This window comes from Nonomuraea sp. NPDC003727 (assembly GCF_053586935.1).
Map to the genome: position 1 here is coordinate 75,747 of NZ_JBSFNE010000019.1, position 18,907 is coordinate 94,653.

Sequence of the window (18,907 nt, forward strand, 5' to 3'; positions counted from 1 at the left end):
CCCCCTGGGGCGGAGGTGGCGCCTCATCCCTCCTGGATAGCTCAGCCGGCTTGCAGCGCCCTTGCCGTCTCCCTCAACTTCGACAAGGCGAGACGCGCGTAGGCCGGCGAGGCGCCGGCCAGCCCGCAGGCGGGTGTGAGAACCACCCGGCGCTGCAGTTCCTCGGCGGCGAACCCGAGCCGCTCCCACAGCTCCACGGCCGGCTTGGCGATCACCTTCAGGTCGGGCAGCCGGGTGTCGACGCCCGGCACCACGCCCAGGAAGAAGTCGACGCCCGCCTCGACCGCCTCGCCGATCGGGTCCTCGTCGCGCCGCGACAGCAGCGCGGCGTCCAGCGAGATCGCCCGCACGCCGGCCCTGCGCAGCAGCGCGATCGGGGCCCTCGGCGCGCAGCAGTGCACGATCGCGCCGGGGAAGAGCCGCAGCGACTCCTCCACCCGCCACTCCTCCACCGCGGGCAGCCTGCCGAACCCCGAGGCCGTCGGCACGGTGCCCGCCAGCACGCCCGGCAGGCCCGGCTCGTCGAGCTGGAGCAGGATCTCGGTGGCCCCTGGCACCCTGCGGCGCACGGTGGCCACGTGGTCGGCCACCCCCTGGGCGAGCGAGGCGGTGAGGTCCCTGACGGCGCCCGCGTCGGACAGCATCTTGTCGCCGTGGCGCAGCTCGATCGCGCCCGCCAGCGTCCATGGCCCGCACACCTGCACCTTCAGCGGCCCGGTGTAGCCCTGCGCGACCTCTTCGAGGCCGTCGAGGTCGCGCGCCAGGTGGTCGACGGCCCTGCGGTGGTCGCGGCCTGGACGCGAGGCCAGCCGCCAGCCCGAAGGCTGGACCTCCACCGGCAGGTCGACCAGCAGCGCCGCCGTACGGCCCGCCATGTCGGCGCCCACGCCCCTGGCGGGCAGCTCCGGCAGGTACGGCAGGTCGGGCAGCTCTCCGAACACCGTCCTGAGGGCCTCGAGATGGTCCTCGCCGGGATGGGATCCGACACCGGTTGCGCCAAAAGACATGGCTCCAAGCCTAGAGCGGCGGCCGAGCCGCCATCTCCACCCCGCCCGGCCCACCGCGGGCTCCCAGCTGTCGCGCTCCGGACGGCGCCCGCGCCGATCCGGACAACGGGCCCTGAACTATCGTGGGAAGGTGAAACTCACCAAATATGGTCACGCCTGCGTCAGGATCGAGAAGAACGGCAAAGTGCTGGTCATCGATCCGGGCGTCTTCACCGACGCCTCCGCCCTCGACGGGGCCGACGTCGTCCTTGTCACACACGACCACTTCGACCACGCCGACCGCGACAAGCTGGCCGCTCTCGCGCCCGAGGTGTCGATCTGGACGTGCGAGGGTGTCGCCTCAGGCTCGGCCGAGGGGCTCGATGCCCACGTCGTACGGCACGGCGACGCCTTCGAGGCCGCCGGGTTCGAGATGAAGGTGTTCGGCGAGTGGCACGCCGCCAACCACCCCGACCTGCCGGTCGTGGACAACGTGGGGTTCCTGGTGGACGGGGAGGTGTTCTACCCGGGCGACGCGTTCACCGTGCCGCCGGTGCCGGTCGGGACGCTGCTGGTGCCGACGGGTGCGCCGTGGTTGAAGCTGGCGGAGGTGATCGAGTACCTGCGCACGGTGAAGCCCGCCCGGGCGTACTCCACGCATGACGCGCTGTACAGCGAAGCGGGGCTCGGGCTGGTGGACAACTGGCTGAGGATGGAGGCGGAGAAGCAGGGCGCCGACATCCGCCGCTTGGCGGTCGGCGACTCCGCCACCCTGTCCTGACCCGGGTCTTCCCGCCGGGCCGTCAGGCGGCCGTGGAGATGGTGGCCGAGCCGATGACCGTGTCGCCCGAGTAGAGCACGGCCGCCTGCCCCGCCGCCACTCCGGTCGCCGGCCGGTCGAGCGCGACGACGAGCGTGCCGTCGCGCTCCTCGTAGCGGCAGCCGTACACCTCGCCGTGCGCCCGGAGCTGCACCGACAGGTCGTCGAACCGGTCGGGCCCGTTCCACACCGGCCGGACGCAGACGATCTCGGAGACCTGCAGCGCCTCCCTCGGCCCGACGGTCACCGTGTTGGACACCGGCTCGATCGACAGCACGTAGCGCGGCCTGCCGTCGGCGGTCGGACGGTCGAGGTGCAGGCCCTTGCGCTGGCCGACCGTGAACGCGTAGGCGCCCTCGTGCGTGCCGACGACCGCGCCCTGCTGGTCGACGATGGCGCCGGGCTCCTGACCGAGCCGCTTGGCGAGGAAGCCGCGCGTGTCACCGTCGGCGATGAAGCAGATGTCGTGGCTGTCGGGCTTGTCGGCGACGGTCAGGCCGCGCCTGGCCGCCTCCTCGCGCACCTCGGCCTTCGTGGAGCCGCCCAGCGGGAACATCGCGTGCCTGAGCTGCTCCCTGGTGAGCACGCCGAGCACGTAGGACTGGTCCTTGCCCTGGTCGACGCTCCTGGACAGCACGCCGTCCTCGAGCTTGGCGTGGTGGCCCGTCGCCACCGCGTCGAACCCCAGCGCCAGCGCCCTGTCGAGCACCGCCGCGAACTTGATCTTCTCGTTGCAGCGCAGGCACGGGTTCGGGGTACGGCCGGCGGCGTACTCGGCCACGAAGTCCTCGACCACGTCGCGCTGGAAACGCTCGGCCATGTCCCAGATGTAGAACGGGATGCCGATGACGTCGGCGGCGCGGCGGGCGTCGCGGGAGTCCTCGATCGTGCAGCAGCCCCTGGCGCCCGTGCGGTGGGATTGCGGGTTGGCCGAGAGCGCCAGATGCACACCGGTGACATCGTGACCGGCCTCGGCGATCCGAGCGGCGGCCACGGCGGAATCGACGCCGCCCGACATGGCGGCAAGCACACGCAGTCCCATGACGTTTCGAGACTACCGTCCACGAGCGGCTTCTCGACCCTCCGGGGAGACCTCGCGGCGGAGGGACGGCGAGGGGTGGGGCGGGGTGGGCCGGGCGGCCGGCCACCGGAGCAGCGGGGCGACACCGGCGGGAGCGGATACCGGCGGGCTGACACCGGCGTAGATCGGCTCGCCGGGCGGGCGGAGATCGGCGAGTTACGCGCCCGCGAGGTGCGAGAATGCTGGGTTATGCGACTGTTCGGGCGCAAGGACGACGAGGAAGAGGCCGGCGAGACCGGCGAGACCGGCGACGCGCTGGCCGAGTTCTGGGAGTGGTGGCGGGAGACCAGGCCCCAGATCGACGCGCTGGTCGAGGCCGGCGAGGCCGAGCGGCTGTCGGAGCTGATCGCGCCCGCGGTCACCGCGATCCATCCCGGCCTGGTCTGGGAGGTCGCGCCGGGCAGGCAGGCCCAGCAGGCGCTGGTGGTGACCGCCGCGGGCGACCCCGAGCTGCGCTCGCTCGCCCACCGGTGGTCGAAGGGCGCGCCGGAGACCGACGCGCTGTGGGAGTACCACCCCTCGCGCCAGGCCAACCCCGAGGCGATGGAGCTCACGCTCGACGTCGGCGGCTACGAGTTCGCGCTCGACAAGCTGCTGCTCGGGCTGCGGGTGCCGAGGGGCAACCCGCGCATCGACATCGCGGCCTTCCACCCCGTCTTCGTCATGCTGGACGAGGACACCCGCATGGAGGCCACCCTGCTGTCCCTCGACTGGCTGCTCGGCGAGGACGACGTGGCCAGGTGGGTGGGCGAGATCACTCCGGCGACGTTCCAGCCGATCGACTCGGTCGAGGCCGTGCACCTGCCCGCGGTGATCGCCGACCTGGCCACCGAGTTCGCCGAGGAGCAGTGGGTGCTGCTCGAAGGGCAGACCGCGGGCGGCGCGCCGCTGATCGCGACGGCCCGTTTCCCGCTGCGTCCCGTCGACCACCCGCTCTACGACCAGCACATCCAGATCACCCTCCCCTACGCCCACGCCGACGAGAACGGCCTGCCGGTGGGCGAGTCGCTGACGGCGCTGCGGGAGTTCGAGGAACGGCTGGCGGCCAGGCTCGGCAGGCAGCACGCCGACGGGGTGCTGGCGGCGCACCTGAGCGCGGAGGGCGCCAGGGTGATCCACGTCTACGCCGACCCGACGGGCGAGGCGGCCATCCACGCCAAGGAACTGATCGTGAGCTGGGAGGAGGGCCAGCCGCTCGTCGACGTGGTCACCGACCCCGGCTGGACGGCGGTCGCCCCCTTCCTGTCCTAGAACGCGGGGCACAGCAGTCTGCGGGCGGAGGTGCGGGGCCGCCACCTCGGTGCTCTGGTACGGCTGCGGCCGGCCGTACCAGAGCGTGAGGGGTCAGCCCACGGCGTACGCGCGGGTGATCGTCTGGGTCACGCTCGCGCCCGCGCTGTCATGCGCGCTGGCCCGGAGGGAGACGAACCCCGCCGTGCCGGGGTTGGGCACGGCGGCGGTCCAGCCTGATCCGGTGCGGACCACGGGGATGCGGCGCCACGTGGTGCCGTCGTCGGTGGACATCTCCAGCCGGACGGACGTCACCTCCGCCTTCGCCGCGCCGGGGTTGCGCTCGACGGACAGCGGCAGCCGGGTCAGGGACGCGGGCCTGGCGCGGTTGTGGTCGTCGAGCCCGGCGGGGGTGTAGCGCACGGCCATCAGCGGGAGCGGCTGCTCCGTGGTGGCGGTCGAGGACGGGAACGTCCAGGTGGCGTCCACGCCGGTGGAGAGGGTCGAGTACGGCACCTGCCGGCGCGCCGAGGCGGTCAGCGTGTAGGTGGCCTGCCCGGCCGGCAGACCGGCGTGGAGCCGGCACGACTCGGACAGGTAGAACACGCAGCCGGTCAGGTCGGTCCTGGCGATGACCTGGCCGTCCTTGGTGAGGGTGGCGCTGCCGGTGGCGGCGCTGTCGGAGCCGGTCCGGCCCGCGCCGCCGTCGGCGAACAGCCCGGCGCCGGAGAAGGTCAGCTGGTCGCCGGTTCGGCTGCCGCCGGGGGCGGGGAACGACGGCCCGGTGACCGCCGCGTTCCAGACCTCGCTGGTCTGGCCGCGACCCATGAGCCTGCCCGCGTCGGCGACGACGGCGGTGCCGACGTCGAGCATGCTGTCCCACACCAGCCCGGGGGTCCGGTAGTGGGTGATCGTGCCGGGCAGGTCGATCGCGCCTGTCACCGGGGTCACCATGCCCGGCTGGCCACGGAACCGCGGCCCGGTCGCGGGCCGGCCCTTCGCGGCCACGCCGGAGGCCCGGTAGGTCGCCGTCACCTTGGCCAGGTCGTTCTTCCTGGCGTGGTAGGACAGGTCGTCGGGGAAGCCGCCGGTCCGCTGGTCGACGAGGTCGTAGACGTACGGGCTGGGGGACACGTCCTTGCTGCGCCACACCGTCCTGAACCTGGCGGTCAGCCCCGGCTGGCGGGTGGGAACGACGTACACCTCGGTGTTGGGGTCCCAGCCGTGGACGCCGGACTGCGTGGTCCACGGTCCATGGCCGATGCTGATCTCGAGCGCGGGCCCGGTGGCGGCGGTGGGGTCATCGATCGTGACCCGCATCGGCCTGCCCTGGCGCGCGTCCACCGTTACCTGCTGGTCGCCGTTGTCGACCTTCACCGGGGTGGCGGCGATCGTCAACGCGTCGCGCTCGGGGACCTCGCTGTAGAAGTTCCAGTCGCCCTTCGGCAGGCGGAGCTTGGCCACGCCGTCCTTGACGGCCGGCATGCGGACGTCGCCGGTGCCGGCGTCGTAGACCTCGGCGACCCATGGCCTGGCCGGCCGGCCCTGCCTGTCGACCAGCGTGATGGTGACGTCGTAGGACTCAGGCTCGACGTAGCCGCCGGCCGGCGTGCGGACCACCGTCTCGCCGGAGCGGGCGGTGACCGTCCCGGGATAGTCGCCCGGCGCCTTGCCGGTCGCGTCGATCGTCAGCGTGACCGACGCCTGGCCCTTGGCGGGCACCTCGAGCCGGTCGGCCGACAGCTTCAGCACCTCGCCCTCGGCCGCCAGGTCCAGGGCGACCGGTGTGTCGCCCGCATTGGCGTAGGTGATCGTCCTGGTCCTCACCCGCTCGCCGGTGCCGTTCCACGGGAAGGCCGCCCACACGCTGCCGGTGGTCGCCGCGACCGGCTGCTTCAGCGCGCGGACCAGGTCGACCAGTCCCGCCCCCTGCTGGTACGGCCCGGCCCCCTGCTGCGGGGCGGCGCTGCCGACGAGCGCCGCCTTCAGCTGCGCGCCGGTCCACTCGGGATGCCGCTGGGCCAGGATCGCCGCCGCCCCCGCCACGTGCGGGGACGCCATCGACGTGCCGCTGTAGGCCACGTAGGGGCCGTCGGCGGTGCCGGAGGCGGCCGCCGCCACGATCTCCACGCCGGGCGCGGTGACGTCCGGCTTGATCGCGTGGTCGCTCACCCGGGGCCCGGGGCTGGAGAAGTCCGCCATCCGGTTCTGCCTGTCCACGGCGCCCACCGTGAGCGCCGCGTCGGCGCTGCCCGGGCTGCTCACCACGCCGTGCGGAGCGTCGTTGCCCGCCGCCACGACGAACAGCGTGCCGGTGCGCTCCGACAGCGTGTCGACCGCCTGCTCCAGCGGGTCGAGCTCCATGGAGTCGACATCGCCGAGGCTCATGTTGACGACCTTGGCCTTGACCTCCATCGCCGCCCACTCCATGCCCGCCAGGATGGCCGAGTCGACGGGTCCGGCGGCGGTGCCCACCTTGCCGATGACCAGCTTGGCCTCCGGCGCCACCCCGCGGTACTTCTCGCCCCTGCCCGCCACGATCGAGGCGACATGGGTGCCGTGGCCGAGCGTGTCGCGGACGTCGGGGTCCTCGCTGAAGTTGCGCGCCTGCACCACCGCTTCCTTCAGGTCCGGGTGGTCGGGGTCGTAGCCGGAGTCGAGCACGGCGACCGTGACGTCCTTGCCGGTCAGGCCCTGCTGCCAGGCCTGCGGAGCGCCGATCTGCTTGACGCTCTGGTCCAGCGAGAAGGAGCGGCGGCCGTCCAGCCACAACTTCGTCCTCCCTGCCGCCAGCCGGGCGCCCCCGCCCACCAGGCCCTTCCACGCCTGCGCCGCGCCCGCCTTGGGCACCCGCGAGGCGCTCATCCCGAGTCCGGACAGCTGCCGCGTCTGCCGCGCCCCCTGCGGCACCAGGGCGGCCTGGCCACCCGTCGTCTGCGAGATCACCGGGATGTCCGGGGTGTCGGCGTCGCCGTACCGCCAGGCCAGCAGCTGGGTCACGTCGAACAGCCGCCGGTCCAGCACGCCCTCGGCGATGAGCGGACGGGCGTCGGAGGGGATCACGTACAGATGGCCCCCGCGCACCTGACTGGTGAAGCTCACCTCCCTGCCCGCACCCGGCTCCACGCGGTGGCCATGGCCGGTCACCACCACGCGGTCGCCGGTGATCAGGGTCACGCTGCCCATCTGGGCGGCGCCGCCGACTGCCTTCTCGCTGTCCGCCGGTTGCCGCGGTACCGGCGTGGAGCCGACCGCGTCCGACGGTTGCCGCGGTACCGGTGTGAAGCCGACCGCTCCGGCGAGCAGAGCGGCGACGAACGACTTACCTAAGGTCATCAGCCACCTCACGGGTCACAAGGAAAAGATCCACCCCTTGTTCGCCGAAGGCCGTCGACCGGTTCACGCCGCTTTGGCGGGAACCTCCTCCGCGGCGATGCGCAGCGCCTCGACCAGCCTGCGGTACAGCTCGTCGGACTCCAGCAGCTCCTCGTGCGTGCCCTGGGCGCGAACGCCGCCGTCCTCCATCACCACGATCGTGTCCGCGTCGATCACCGTGGAGAGCCGGTGCGCGACGGTGACCACGGCGCCCGTCCGGGCCCGGGCCGCGATGCACTCGTGGACGGCCGCCTCGGTCAGCCCGTCGAGCTGCGCCGTGGCCTCGTCGAGGAGCAGCACGTCCGGCGTGCGCAGCAGCGCCCTGGCCAGCGCGATCCGCTGCCGCTGGCCGCCCGACACCGACGTGGAGGACAGCGGCGTGTCCAGCCCGTCGCCGAGCCGGTCGACCATGCCGGCCAGCCGTACCTCGGCGAGGACCCGCTCCAGCTCCTCCTCCGTCGCGTCGGGGTGGGAGAAGAACAGGTTGTCGCGGATCGTGCCGGGCACGATCGGCGTGTCCTGTTCGACGTATGCGAGCCGCTCGCGCACCTGCTCGTGCGTGAGCCCCGTGTACGGCACGCCGTCCAGCAGGATCTGCCCCTCCTGCGGCTCCAGGAAGCGCAGCAGCAGCGAGAACAGCGTGGTCTTGCCCGCGCCTGACGGCCCGACGATCGCCGTGTGGCCCGTGCGCGGGATCACCAGGTCGACGCCGCGTACGGCCGGCTCGGCGCCCGGCCCGTAGGCGGCCGAGACCCCGCGCAGCTCCAGGACCGGCCCGGAGGGCGCGGCGGGCGGTCCATGCCGTGTCACCGGCACGTCGCTCTCCAGCTCCAGGTCGTCGACCGCGCGGATGCGCTCGGCCGCCGCGATGCCCGACTGGAGCGCGGTGACGTTCTGGCTCAGCTCGGTGACCGGCTCCATCAGCGCGAACGCGTACAGCAGGAACGCGATCAGGCTGGAGACCTCCAGGTGGCCGGCCGCGACCCGCCAGGCGCCGATGCCGAGGATGAGGATGATCGCCAGCTGGATGCCCGACCATGCGAGGGTCCACGCGACGGCCTCCCTGCGCACGGCCCTGACGCTGTGCCGGGTGGACGCGCGGGCGTCGGCGATGATCCGCTCGGCCTGGCGGTCCTCGGCCCTGCTGACCTTGACGGTCCTGATGGCGCGCAGCGCGCTTTCCAGCACGCCGCCGAGCCTGCCCACGTGTTCCTGTGCCTGCTCCTGCGCCTTCGCGATGGCCGGCATGAGCACGGCGAACAGCACGCCGACCACGACCACGGCGGCGACCGTGGTGCCGAGCAGGACGAGGTCGAGCACGCCCATGAGGACGAGCGTGCCGGCCAGCATGACCACGCCGTTGATCAGCCCGATCAGGCTGGAGGAGGCGGCCTCGCGCAGCAGGACGGTGTCGGAGGTGACGCGCGTGACGAACTCGCCCGTCGGCCGCCTGGTCACCTCGGGCACCTTCGCCCTGAAGAGCCTGCGCACCATCGACTCGCGCGCCTCCAGCACGACGCGTTCGCCGAGCGCGCCGAGCACGATCCACTGGCACGACCAGATCAACGCGCCGATCAGCAGCAGCACGAGGAGCGCCACGACCGGTCCGGTGAGCGAGGTGGCGGCGCCGAGCGAGTCGAGCACCCACTTGGTCACCATGGGGGTCGCCAGGCCCAGCGCCGAGCCGATCAGCGCGAGCAGCAGGCCGATCGCCAGCTTGCCCCGGTGGGGCCGGGCGAAAGACCACAGGACACGCAGCCGCGGAAAGACGGGAACACGCATGCTCTCCAGTGAAACATACGTGTTCCATAGCGGTCAAGCTTGTTCCACGATGGGGCACGGTGCGCTACCGTGGGACACATGACTGCTGTTGAGACCGGCATGCGCGCACGGACCAGGCGCGCCATCCTCGACGCGGCGGTCGCCACGCTCTCCAAGGACCCCGGCGCGTCGCTGAGCGACGTCGCCGCCGCCGCGGGCGTGGGTCGCACCACGATCCACCGCTACTTCCCCGAACGGTCCGACCTGATCACGGCCATCGGCAACGACGTGCTGGAGAGGATCGCGGCGGCGACCGCGCGGGCCAGACCCACCGAGGGGCCTGCGCTCCAGGCGCTCGACCGGCTCTGCCAGGAGTACTTCGAACTCGGCGACGGGCTCATGCTCGCCTTCACCGAACCCCAGCTCGTGGCCAGCGACATGTGGGAGGAGGAGACCCCGTCCGACCGGGCGCTGATCGAGCTGATCGAGCGGGGGCAGGCCGAGGGCGCCATCGACGCCGAGCTGCCCGCCGACTGGATGCAGCAGGTCGTGTGGTCCCTGCTCTACAGCGCGTGGCAGCACATCCGCGACTCGGGCGCCTCCAAGCACGAGGCGCTGGGGCTGTGCCTGCGCTCGCTGCGGAAGGCAGTCGCGGCCTGAACGACGCCCGGCTCGACCCGGTCCTCGGCCCTGCCACGGGCGACTCCCGCGGGGAGCTTCGCAGGTAGGTGAAATCCGTACCAAAAATGTCTTGAGTTGCCGGGCGCTCCTCACCACGCGGGCAGAGCACTGCTGTAGAGGAGAGCCATTATGAAAAACATCGACGCGGCCGGACCGTACGTCCTGTCGCTGTTCCGTATCGTCGTGGGGCTGATGTTCGCCTGCCACGGCGCGGCCAAGCTTTTCGGCGTGCTCGGCGGCGAAGTGGTCCCGGCCGGTAGCTGGCCGGCGTGGTACGCCGGCATCATCGAGCTCGTCGGCGGGAGCCTGCTCATCGTCGGCCTGTTCACCCGGATCGCGGCGCTGATCTGCTCCGGCGAGATGGCCTACGCGTACTTCCTCGTCCACCAGCCGAAGGCGTTGTGGCCGCTGCAGAACCAGGGCGAGCTGGCCGCGGTCTACAGCTGGTCGTTCCTGCTGATCGCGGTCCTCGGCCCGGGGGTGTGGGCGCTGGACACGTTGCTGAGCCGCTCACGCCACCAGACGCCGACCAGCGTGGTCTAGCCTCGCTTACGCGCGCCCCCTGCGCTCACGGCTCGCCGGGCGCAGGGGCAGCGGGAGGCTCTGGCCCGGGGCGAGGCGGCGCACCCGCTCGGACAGCCCCGACCTGTCGATGTGACGCAGGAAGTCGTCCAGCGGCGAGGTGAAGACGGTGTAGTCGTCGTAGTGGACCGGCAGCACCTCTCGGGGGTCGATCAGGCGGACCCAACGGCTGCCCTGCTCGCCGTCCATGGTCACCAGGAGCGTCCCGAGCAGCCTGGTGCCGCCCAGATGCACGATCGCCAGGTCGATGGCCGGGAACCGGATCGGGATGCCCGACAGGACCCGGTGGTCCATCAGCGTGTCGCCGCTGATGTGCAGGCGCAGGTCCGTCCGTCCCGAGGAGTCGCCGAACTCGAGCATGCTGCCCATGACCGGAGGCAGCAGCAGGTTCGCGACGCCCGGCGCGTGCTTGGCGGGCAGGGCCGTGATCGTGAGCGTACGGTCGCCGGCCGTCAGCCGGTGCTCGCGCCACAGGTCGAGACCCACGGCCGCGCCGAACCCCTGCCGTCGCAGGCGGCGCGCGGCATGGCGGGTGGTGATGACGGGCGTGCTCCTGTCCAGGCCCCTGCGCGCCACCCGGTCCCAGTGGTCGCCGTGCATATGGGACAGGACGATCGCGTCCAGCGGCGGCAGCTCGTCGACATCCAGCGCCGGTTCGGTGCGCCGCCTGCTGGTGAGACCGTAACCGAGATAGGCGTGCTGGCCGCGATGCAGGAAGTTGGGGTCGGTCAGCACGGTGAAGCCGTCATAGCGGATGAGTGTGGTGGCGTTGCCGATGAAGCGCACATCGGCCTGATCGCGGTCCGACATCATGTCTCCTGACGTTGCGTATCGACCGCCCTACCCACCGGCCGGCGCCTCCCAACGCCCACCTTCGGACGTCAGCCCAGGTCAGCGACCCAGCCACAGATGATCTACGCGCCGTACCCGCGGTGCCCCGGGGCGTCGGCAGGGTCCGCCTCGGCGCGGGTCACAGGGCGAGGACGGCCAGCATCGGCAGTGCCGCGAGCGCGAGCGCCACCACGACGACGACCGCCAGCTCGGTGGTGCTGACCTGGCAGGCGAAACGTTGCGGCCCCACCCTCGGCGAGGCGTCGAGCACGTCGAAGAGATGGGCGTATCTCCGGTCCCGCTGCAGGCCGAGTTCGATCTCGATCAGGATCCGGCGTTCGCGCTGTGAAAGCTCCACGACGGCCTCCTTCATGAGGTGGCCATTTCACCGCTCGCTTACCTTCTCACCTGCCCTTTCGGCGCCGTTCCAACCGGCGTGGGCCCGGTCGTCTCGCCTGATGCCCACGCCGGACCTGGACCGGGCCCCAGGCCCGTGCCCCCGTCAGCTGAGGCCGGCCCGGCGGGCCCGCTCCACCGCCGCGGGAAGCACCTCGACGAGCCGGTCGACGTCCTCCTGCGTCGAGGTGTGCCCGAGCGTGAACCGCAGCGACCCCCGGGCGGTCGCGGCGTCCGCGCCCATCGCCAGCAGCACGTGGGACGGCTGGGCCACGCCGGCCGAGCACGCCGATCCGGTCGAGCATTCCACGCCCTTGGCGTCGAGGAGCATCAGCAGCGCGTCGCCCTCGCACCCGGGGAAGGAGAAGTGGGCGTTGCCCGGCAGCCGGTCGTCCGGGTCGCCGTTGAGGATCACGTCGGGGACGGCCTGCCGTACCCGCTTGATGAGGTCGTCGCGGAGGGCGGCGAGGCGGCGCGCCTGCTCCTGCTGGTTGCCGACGGCCACCGTGACGGCGGCGGCGAACCCGGCGATGGCGGGGGCGTCGAGGGTGCCGGAGCGCACGTCGCGTTCCTGGCCGCCGCCGTGGAGGACGGAGACGGGCGTGATGCCGCGGGCCAGCAGCAGGGCGCCGACGCCCATCGGCCCGCCGACCTTGTGGCCGCTCAGCGTGAGCGCCTCGGCGCCGGAGTCGGCGAAGGAGACGGGCAGCATGCCGACCGCCTGGACGGCGTCGGTGTGGAAGGGGATGCCGTGGTCGTGGGCGATCGCGGCCAGCACGTGGATCGGCTGGACGGTGCCGACCTCGTTGTTGGCCCACATCACGCTGACCAGGGCGACGCCGGCGGGGTCGCGTTCGATGGCGGCGCGCAGCGTGTCGGGGTGCACCCTGCCGTCGGCGTCGACCTCGAGCAGCTCGACCTCGGCGCCCTGCCGGTCGGCCAGCCAGGTCGCCGGGTCGAGCGCGGCGTGGTGCTCGACCGAGCTCATCAGGATGCGCCGGCGCGGCTCGCGGGCCCAGTAGAGGCCCTTGACGGCGAGGTTGTCGGCCTCGGTGCCGCCGGAGGTGAAGACGACCTCGCTGGGACGCGCGCCGAGGGCGTCGGCGATCGCCTCGCGGGACTCCTCGACCACCCGGCGGGCCTGCCGTCCTGCCGCGTGGAGCGACGAAGCGTTTCCCACGCGGCCGAGCTGCCGGGTCATCGCCTCGATGGCCTCGGGGAGCATCGGAGTGGTCGCCGCGTGATCTAGGTAGGCCGGGCTCACCCGCTCAGGGTATCTCGTTTGCAACTGTACCGTCCGGACGGTACAGTAGAACCATGAGGCGTGACGAGTTGCTGGATGCCGCGGAGGAGCTCCTCTGCGACCAGGGCTCGGCCGCGCTCACCCTCTCCGCCGTCGCCGAGCGGGCCGGCGTGAGCAAGGGCGGACTTCTCTACCACTTCAACAGCAAGGAAGCCCTCATCAAGGGCATGGTCGAGCGGCTCATCGCGGAGTTCGACGACCTGGTGGCGGCGCAGCCGTACGACACCTACACCAAACGGTACCTGGGTGCCACGCTGGCGGCCGTCCGCACGGGCCGGCTGCGACGATGGGCGGTCGTGACGAGCGCCTCCGGCAACCTGTACCTGCTCGCGCCGCTGCGCGACGCCATGGCCAGGTGGCACCGCGAGGGGCTGGCCGACGAGCCCGACCCCGTGGCTTCCCAGATCGTACGGCTGGCGTGTGAGGGCCTGTGGGACGTGGCGAGCCACGACCCCGCCCTCAACTCCGAGAGCGACCTACGGGCCCTCGAGGCCCGCCTGCTCGCCCTGCTGTAGCGCGCCCCCGTCGCGCCACCCATTCTCCCCATCCCCCCCCATTTCCCAACCCGTTTTCCCCACGACGCCCGCGTGCGCGCCGGCGTGCGATGTGACGACCCTGAGAGGTGTTGACGATGACCCGCGACCTGAGGACTGCCCGTTTTGGGTCGATCCTCACTTTTGTCCTTGCTGGCTTCATGGTGGGCACGATGACGGTGCGCATCCCGGCGCTGACCGACAAACTCGGCCTGTCCGAGGCGACGATCGGCGTGATCCTGCTCGTGTGGGGTCTGGGCGCGCTCATCACCATGCAGGCGATGCGCGGGATCATGAACCGCGTGGGCAGCAGGACGGTGTTGCGGGTCGGCGGCCCTGCCACGGCACTGTCGCTCCTCGGCGTCGCCTGCGCGCCCAACCTGCCGTCGCTGCTGGTCGCGGTCGCGGTGTTCGGTCTGGCGTTCGGCACGGTCGACATCGCGATGAACGCCCAGGGCTCCACGGTCGAGCAGGCCTACGGCAGGCCGCTGATGAACGGCATGCACGCGGGCTGGTGCGTCGGCGCGATCTCCGCGGGCGGCGTCGGCAGCCTGTCGATCGCCCTGGGCCTGTCCTTCACCGCCAACCTCGCCCTCGTCGCCCTCGTCTCGCTCCCGCTGATCATGATCACCGGACGCACCTACCTGCCCGAGGCCCCCGTGACCGGGACTGCCACCAGGGCGCGCAGGCGGATGCCGCCGATCGTCTACCTGCTGGGCGCGATCATGTTCTTCGCGTTCATGGTCGAGGGCACGGTCGCCGACTGGAACGGCCTGTTCATGCGTAACGAGCTGGGCGCCACCGAGGCGGTCGCCGCCCTCGGCTACCCGATCTTCGAGATCGGCATGCTGGTCGCCAGGCTCGGCGGCGACAGGCTGCGCACCCGCTTCGGCGTGCGGGGCATCATGACCGTCTCGGGCCTGGCCACGGCCGCGACGTTCGCGATCGTGCTGACCGCCGCCACGCCGCTGATCGCCGTGCTCACCATGTTCTTCGTGGGCCTCGGCGTGGCGACGATCTCCCCGATGACGCTCTCGCTGGCCGGCACCTCGACCGACAACCCCGGTCCCGCCATCGCCCAGGCCGGCGCCATGGGGTACGCGGGCCTGCTGCTCGGCCCCGTGGTGATCGGCTTCCTCAGCGACATCACCTCGCTGCGGACCGCGCTGGGCATCGCCGTGGCGCTCGGCCTGCTCATCACGGTGGCCGCCCGCCTCCTGCCCCGCGCCGAGCCCGAGGTCATCACGATCGCCCCGGTCGAGCGACGCGAGCCCGCCGAGCTCGCCGCCTGACCTCCCGGCGGGACGCCCGCCCGTCCTCCCGAACGGCGTGCGCCCCGCCTCCCGGGGCTCCCCGCCATGCCCCCTCCGCCACGCACCACCGCCGCCCGCAGAACCCGCGCACGCGGAAACCAGGCGCGCGGTGCCGTCCGCTGGACGCGGGACCCTTCGGCAGGGGAAAAAGGATCATGAACCGCACCGAGCGCATGGATCTGGACGCCTATGTCGAGCGCACCAGAACCGGCCCCTGCTTCATCTGCGCGATCGTGGCCGGCGATCCCGCGCACGCCCTGGAGGAGATCCTCTACGAGGACGACGCGCACCTGGCCTTCCTGGCCAGGTACCCGACCATGCCGGGCTACACCCTCGTCTCCCCCAAGGCGCACCTCGAGCACGCCGTGCGCGACCTGGACGAGGCCGCCTACCTGGCCCTGATGGCCGTGGTGCGCCGGGTGGCTCTGGCCGTCGAGGCGGTCGTGCCGTCGGAGCGGACCTACCTGCTCACGCTGGGCAGCCAGCAGGGCAACGCGCACCTGCACTGGCACGTGGCGCCGCTCCCGCCCGGCACGCCGTACCACGAGCAGCAGTTTCACGCCCTCATGAGCGAGAACGGCCTCATTCCGTGGAGCCAGGAGCAGGCGAGGGAGCTGGCCGACCGCATCAGGGCGGCCCTGCGATAGGAACGCGAAGGCGGCGGCCCCCAGGGGAGCCGCCGCCTTCGGCATGGACCTACTTGCGCTTGCCGATCTCGTCGGCGAGCTGCGGGACGACCTGGTGCAGGTCGCCCACGACACCGAAGTCCGCCAGCTCGAAGATCGGCGCCTCCGGGTCCTTGTTGATCGCGATGATGGTCTTCGCGGTCTGCATGCCGGCCCGGTGCTGGATCGCGCCGGAGATGCCGGCGGCGATGTACAGCTGCGGCGAGACGGTCTTGCCCGTCTGGCCCACCTGGAACTGGTGCGGGTACCACCCGGCGTCCGTGGCGGCGCGGGAGGCGCCGACGGCCGCGCCGAGGGCGTCGGCGAGGTTCTCGATGACCGAGAAGTTCTCCGCCGAGCCGACTCCACGGCCGCCGGAGACGACGATCGCCGCCTCGGTCAGCTCGGGGCGGGCGCCCTTCTCCTGCTTGACCCTGTCGACGATCTTCGAGGCCTTGGCGGCGTCGGAGAGCGTGACGGACACCTCCTCCTCGGCGCCCGCGGCGGGGGCCGGGGACGGCGTGGTGGAGTTGGGGCGGACCGCGATGATCGGCGTGCCCTTGGTGACCCGCGACTGGACGTTGACGCCGCCACCGAAGATGGACTGGTCGGCGACGAGGCCCTCGCCGACGCCGACCGCGTCGGTGATGACACCCGAGTCGGTCTTGACGGCCAGGCGGCCCGCGACCTCCTTGCCCTCGGCCGTGGCGGCGACGAGGACGGCGGCGGGCGAGGCCGCGCCGACGAGCTGGGCGAGCAGCTCGGCCTTGGGCGCGACGACGTAGTCGACCACGTCGGCGGAGCCCGCGACGTAGATCTTCTCCGCGCCGTACTCGGCCAGCTTGGCCTTGGCGTCGGCGGTGAAGCCGGGGCCGGCCCAGACCGCCGACGGGGCGCCGAGCGAGCGGGCCAGGGTCAGCAGCTCCAGCGTGACCTTCTTGACCTCGCCGTCGACCTGCTCGACGAGAACGAGAATCTCCGACATATCAGCAAAACCCCCGTTCTCAGATGAACTTCTTGGACGCGAGGAAGTCGGCGGCCTTCACGCCACCGTCGCCCTCGTCCTTGACGATCGTGCCGGCCGCGCGCGGAGGAGCGGCGGCGAAGTCGACGACCTCGGACCAGGCGGCACCGAGCCCGACCTGCGCCGGGTCGATCTCGGCGTCGGCCACGCCCATCGCGGCGACCGGCTTCTTCTTGGCCGCCATGATGCCCTTGAAGGACGGGTAGCGCGGCTCGTTGATCTTCTCGACCACGGAGACGACGGCGGGCAGGGTGGCCTCGACCTTGTCGTAGCCGTAGTCGGTCAGGCGCTGGACGGAGATCGAGGAGCCCTCGACGTCCACCTTGTTGGCCAGCGTGAGCTGGGCGACACCGAGGCGCTCGGCCAGCATGGCGGCGAGCACGCCGGTACGGGCGTCGGTCGACTCGGAGCCGAGGATGACCAGGTCGAAGCCGATCTTCTTCAGCGTCTGGGCCATCGCGTAGGAGGTCGAGAGCGCGTCCGAGCCGTGCAGGGCGTCGTCGCTGAGATGAACCGCCCTGTCCGCGCCCATGGCCAGGGCCTTGCGGATGGTCTCGGTGGCCTTGCCGGGACCCATGGTGAGAACGGTCACCTCACCGCCGTGGGCCTCCTTGAGCTTCAGGGCCTCCTCGACCGCGTACTCGTCAAGCTCGTTGACGACGCCGTCGGCGGCGTCACGGTCGAGCGTCTTGTCATCAGACCGGAGCTTGCGCTCGGTCGCCGTGTCGGGGACCTGCTTCACGCAGACGACGATGTTCATGGCCGGTGGCCGACCTCCCGTAATCGCATGCTCGGATGGGTGCTGTCCAGACTGCCAGACTGCCCGGGGCGCCAGCTGCACGGCCCCTCGGGTGGTCATGTTACCCACGGGTAGATTTGACGCAAACCCGCAGTTCGCCCCACCCTACCGAACTTTGTTCCGGAAGCCCGCCGTGGCCCCCGCCCGAAGGACCGATCAGGCGTTGAGAAGGAAGACCACGCCCACGACCAGCGCGGTCACGGCGAAGAGGGCCAGCGTCGCCGGGCTGAAGAAGCTGCTCAGCGCCAGCCACAGAACCGCCACGCCGGCCACGGACGTGAGGTCCGTCACCATGCGCCTGGTCCTGAACAGCCCGCGCGACAGCAGGGCCACCCCCGCGTCGGCGACCACGACCAGCGCGTAGGAGGCCAGCAACAGCAGCGAGACCTCGGGCAGCGGGGTGCGCGCGGCCGCCGCGAGCAGCGCGGCGAACACCCCTGACCCGATCACCCACCTCCTGCGGATCTTCTCCCTGTGCAGGGCCCTGGCCTCCTCGGGCGGCCTGCGGTGCCGGTCGGCGCCCGGCCGCCACTCGCGGGTGGACAGGTCGTGCACGCCGGGCTCGACCGGCCGGGCGGGCCCCGGCCCCTGCCGACGCCTGCCCCGCGAGAAGAAGCCGCCGCCCGACGCGTCGAGCAGCGCCGCCGGCTCCTGGCTCTCGCTCAGCGCGGGACGGCGGCGTGCCGTACCGGCGCCGGTGACGCCGTGCCGGCCCCGGGCGGGCAGGTCCGCGCCCAGCAGCGCGCAGATCCGCGCGGCCGTCGGCCGCGCCTCGGGATCGCGCTGCAGGCACTCGCCCAGCAGCGGCTCCAGCCAGGCCGGCACCCCCTCCAGGTCCGGCTCGTGGTGGACCACCCGGTAGGCGATGGCCGACAGCGGCCCCGTCCCGTACGGCTGGCGCCCCGTGGCCGCGTAGGCCAGCGTGGCGGCGAAGGAGAACACGTCGGCGGGCGCGCCCGCCTCCTGCCCCTCCAGCACCTCGGGCGCCAGGTAGCCGGGCGTGCCGATGACCGCGCCCGAGGCGGTGACCGACAGGGAGTCGAGCGCCGAGGCGATGCCGAAGTCGATCACGACGGGGTCGCCGTCGGCCATCATCACGTTGGCCGGTTTGAGATCGCGGTGCACCACGCCCGCCTCGTGCATGGCCAGCAGGGCCTGCGCCAGCCCCTTCGCCAGGCGCCGCAGGTCGGCCACGGGCACCGGGACGACGCTGAGCGGCCGCCCCTGCACGTACCGCGTCACCAGGTACGGCCGGTCGCCGCCGAGCGAGGCGTCGAGCACCTCGGCCACGCACGGCCCCTCGACCAGCCGCATGGTCTCGACCTCGCGCTCCAGCCTGGTCAGCGCCGAGGCGTCGGCGGCGACATGCGGGTGCAGGAGCTTGACGGCGACCGTGCGCCCCTCGGGGTCGAGCGCGAGATGCACCTCCCCGAAGCCGCCGGAGCCCAGGGTGGACAGCAGTCGGTAGGGGCCAAGGTGCTCACCGTCCGGCTCGCTCATGTCTCCATAGTGCCCCGAGCGGAGGCG

Annotated in this window: 17 protein-coding genes; 7 read left to right on the forward strand and 10 right to left on the reverse strand. The window is 72.2% G+C overall.

What is annotated here, in order from left to right; translation table 11 throughout:
* Window positions 1–41 precede the first annotated feature (41 nt).
* Window positions 42–1,007 carry a methionine synthase gene (locus ACWDLG_RS36325; RefSeq protein ID WP_354909767.1) on the reverse strand — a complete coding sequence of 322 codons (966 nt, stop codon included), beginning with the start codon at window positions 1,005–1,007 and terminating at the stop codon, window positions 42–44.
* Window positions 1,008–1,137: 130 nt separating this feature from the next.
* Here ACWDLG_RS36325 and ACWDLG_RS36330 point away from each other — a divergent pair, with 130 nt between their 5' ends.
* Window positions 1,138–1,767: an MBL fold metallo-hydrolase gene (locus ACWDLG_RS36330; RefSeq protein ID WP_354909770.1), complete on the forward strand. Its 630-nt coding sequence runs from the start codon at window positions 1,138–1,140 to the stop codon at window positions 1,765–1,767.
* 22 nt (window positions 1,768–1,789) lie between these two features.
* Here ACWDLG_RS36330 and mnmA read toward each other — a convergent pair whose 3' ends face one another.
* Entirely contained in the window at window positions 1,790–2,848 is a 1,059-nt protein-coding gene (gene mnmA, locus ACWDLG_RS36335; RefSeq protein WP_449928816.1) for a tRNA 2-thiouridine(34) synthase MnmA, read from the reverse strand.
* A 228-nt stretch (window positions 2,849–3,076) separates the two neighbouring features.
* Between mnmA and ACWDLG_RS36340 the strand changes: the two genes are divergently transcribed.
* Window positions 3,077–4,138: a DUF695 domain-containing protein gene (locus tag ACWDLG_RS36340; protein WP_449928818.1), complete on the forward strand. Its 1,062-nt coding sequence runs from the start codon at window positions 3,077–3,079 to the stop codon at window positions 4,136–4,138.
* Between the two features lie 93 nt (window positions 4,139–4,231).
* Here the strand turns inward: ACWDLG_RS36340 and ACWDLG_RS36345 are convergent, their stop codons facing one another.
* On the reverse strand, window positions 4,232–7,453 hold the full coding sequence (locus ACWDLG_RS36345; RefSeq protein ID WP_449928820.1) for a S8 family serine peptidase: 3,222 nt from the start codon (window positions 7,451–7,453) through the stop codon (window positions 4,232–4,234).
* A gap of 63 nt (window positions 7,454–7,516) precedes the next feature.
* On the reverse strand, window positions 7,517–9,274 hold the full coding sequence (locus ACWDLG_RS36350) for an ABC transporter ATP-binding protein (RefSeq protein ID WP_449928822.1): 1,758 nt from the start codon (window positions 9,272–9,274) through the stop codon (window positions 7,517–7,519).
* A gap of 78 nt (window positions 9,275–9,352) precedes the next feature.
* Between ACWDLG_RS36350 and ACWDLG_RS36355 the strand changes: the two genes are divergently transcribed.
* The gene (locus ACWDLG_RS36355) at window positions 9,353–9,913 is read left to right on the forward strand and encodes a TetR/AcrR family transcriptional regulator (protein WP_449928824.1); all 561 of its coding nucleotides are present in this window, start codon (window positions 9,353–9,355) and stop codon (window positions 9,911–9,913) included.
* Between the two features lie 150 nt (window positions 9,914–10,063).
* Window positions 10,064–10,477, forward strand: coding sequence for a DoxX family protein (locus ACWDLG_RS36360; protein ID WP_449928826.1), 414 nt, complete (start codon window positions 10,064–10,066; stop codon window positions 10,475–10,477).
* A 6-nt stretch (window positions 10,478–10,483) separates the two neighbouring features.
* Here the strand turns inward: ACWDLG_RS36360 and ACWDLG_RS36365 are convergent, their stop codons facing one another.
* The 3 genes from ACWDLG_RS36365 to ACWDLG_RS36375 all read right to left on the reverse strand — a co-directional run bounded on the left by ACWDLG_RS36365 (window position 10,484) and on the right by ACWDLG_RS36375 (window position 13,007).
* A complete protein-coding gene (locus tag ACWDLG_RS36365) occupies window positions 10,484–11,329 on the reverse strand; it encodes an MBL fold metallo-hydrolase (RefSeq protein ID WP_449928828.1) in 846 nt (281 codons plus the stop codon).
* 157 nt (window positions 11,330–11,486) lie between these two features.
* On the reverse strand, window positions 11,487–11,705 hold the full coding sequence (locus ACWDLG_RS36370) for a hypothetical protein (protein ID WP_449928830.1): 219 nt from the start codon (window positions 11,703–11,705) through the stop codon (window positions 11,487–11,489).
* Between the two features lie 144 nt (window positions 11,706–11,849).
* Window positions 11,850–13,007, reverse strand: a complete 1,158-nt coding sequence (locus tag ACWDLG_RS36375; RefSeq protein WP_449928832.1) for a cysteine desulfurase family protein — start codon at window positions 13,005–13,007, stop codon at window positions 11,850–11,852.
* Between the two features lie 53 nt (window positions 13,008–13,060).
* Here ACWDLG_RS36375 and ACWDLG_RS36380 point away from each other — a divergent pair, with 53 nt between their 5' ends.
* The 3 genes from ACWDLG_RS36380 (at window position 13,061) to ACWDLG_RS36390 (ending at window position 15,539) form a co-directional block, all read left to right on the forward strand.
* Window positions 13,061–13,561 carry a TetR/AcrR family transcriptional regulator gene (locus ACWDLG_RS36380; RefSeq protein ID WP_354909797.1) on the forward strand — a complete coding sequence of 167 codons (501 nt, stop codon included), beginning with the start codon at window positions 13,061–13,063 and terminating at the stop codon, window positions 13,559–13,561.
* A gap of 191 nt (window positions 13,562–13,752) precedes the next feature.
* Entirely contained in the window at window positions 13,753–14,871 is a 1,119-nt protein-coding gene (locus ACWDLG_RS36385; protein ID WP_449928835.1) for an MFS transporter, read from the forward strand.
* Window positions 14,872–15,047: 176 nt separating this feature from the next.
* Entirely contained in the window at window positions 15,048–15,539 is a 492-nt protein-coding gene (locus ACWDLG_RS36390) for an HIT family protein (RefSeq protein WP_449928837.1), read from the forward strand.
* A gap of 49 nt (window positions 15,540–15,588) precedes the next feature.
* Here ACWDLG_RS36390 and ACWDLG_RS36395 read toward each other — a convergent pair whose 3' ends face one another.
* The 3 genes from ACWDLG_RS36395 to ACWDLG_RS36405 form a co-directional block, all read right to left on the reverse strand.
* Window positions 15,589–16,542: an electron transfer flavoprotein subunit alpha/FixB family protein gene (locus tag ACWDLG_RS36395; RefSeq protein WP_449928839.1), complete on the reverse strand. Its 954-nt coding sequence runs from the start codon at window positions 16,540–16,542 to the stop codon at window positions 15,589–15,591.
* A 19-nt stretch (window positions 16,543–16,561) separates the two neighbouring features.
* A complete protein-coding gene (locus ACWDLG_RS36400; protein WP_449928841.1) occupies window positions 16,562–17,341 on the reverse strand; it encodes an electron transfer flavoprotein subunit beta/FixA family protein in 780 nt (259 codons plus the stop codon).
* Window positions 17,342–17,536: 195 nt separating this feature from the next.
* Window positions 17,537–18,880 (reverse strand): serine/threonine-protein kinase, encoded by a 1,344-nt coding sequence (locus ACWDLG_RS36405; RefSeq protein WP_449928843.1) that lies wholly within the window; start codon window positions 18,878–18,880, stop codon window positions 17,537–17,539.
* Window positions 18,881–18,907 lie beyond the last annotated feature (27 nt).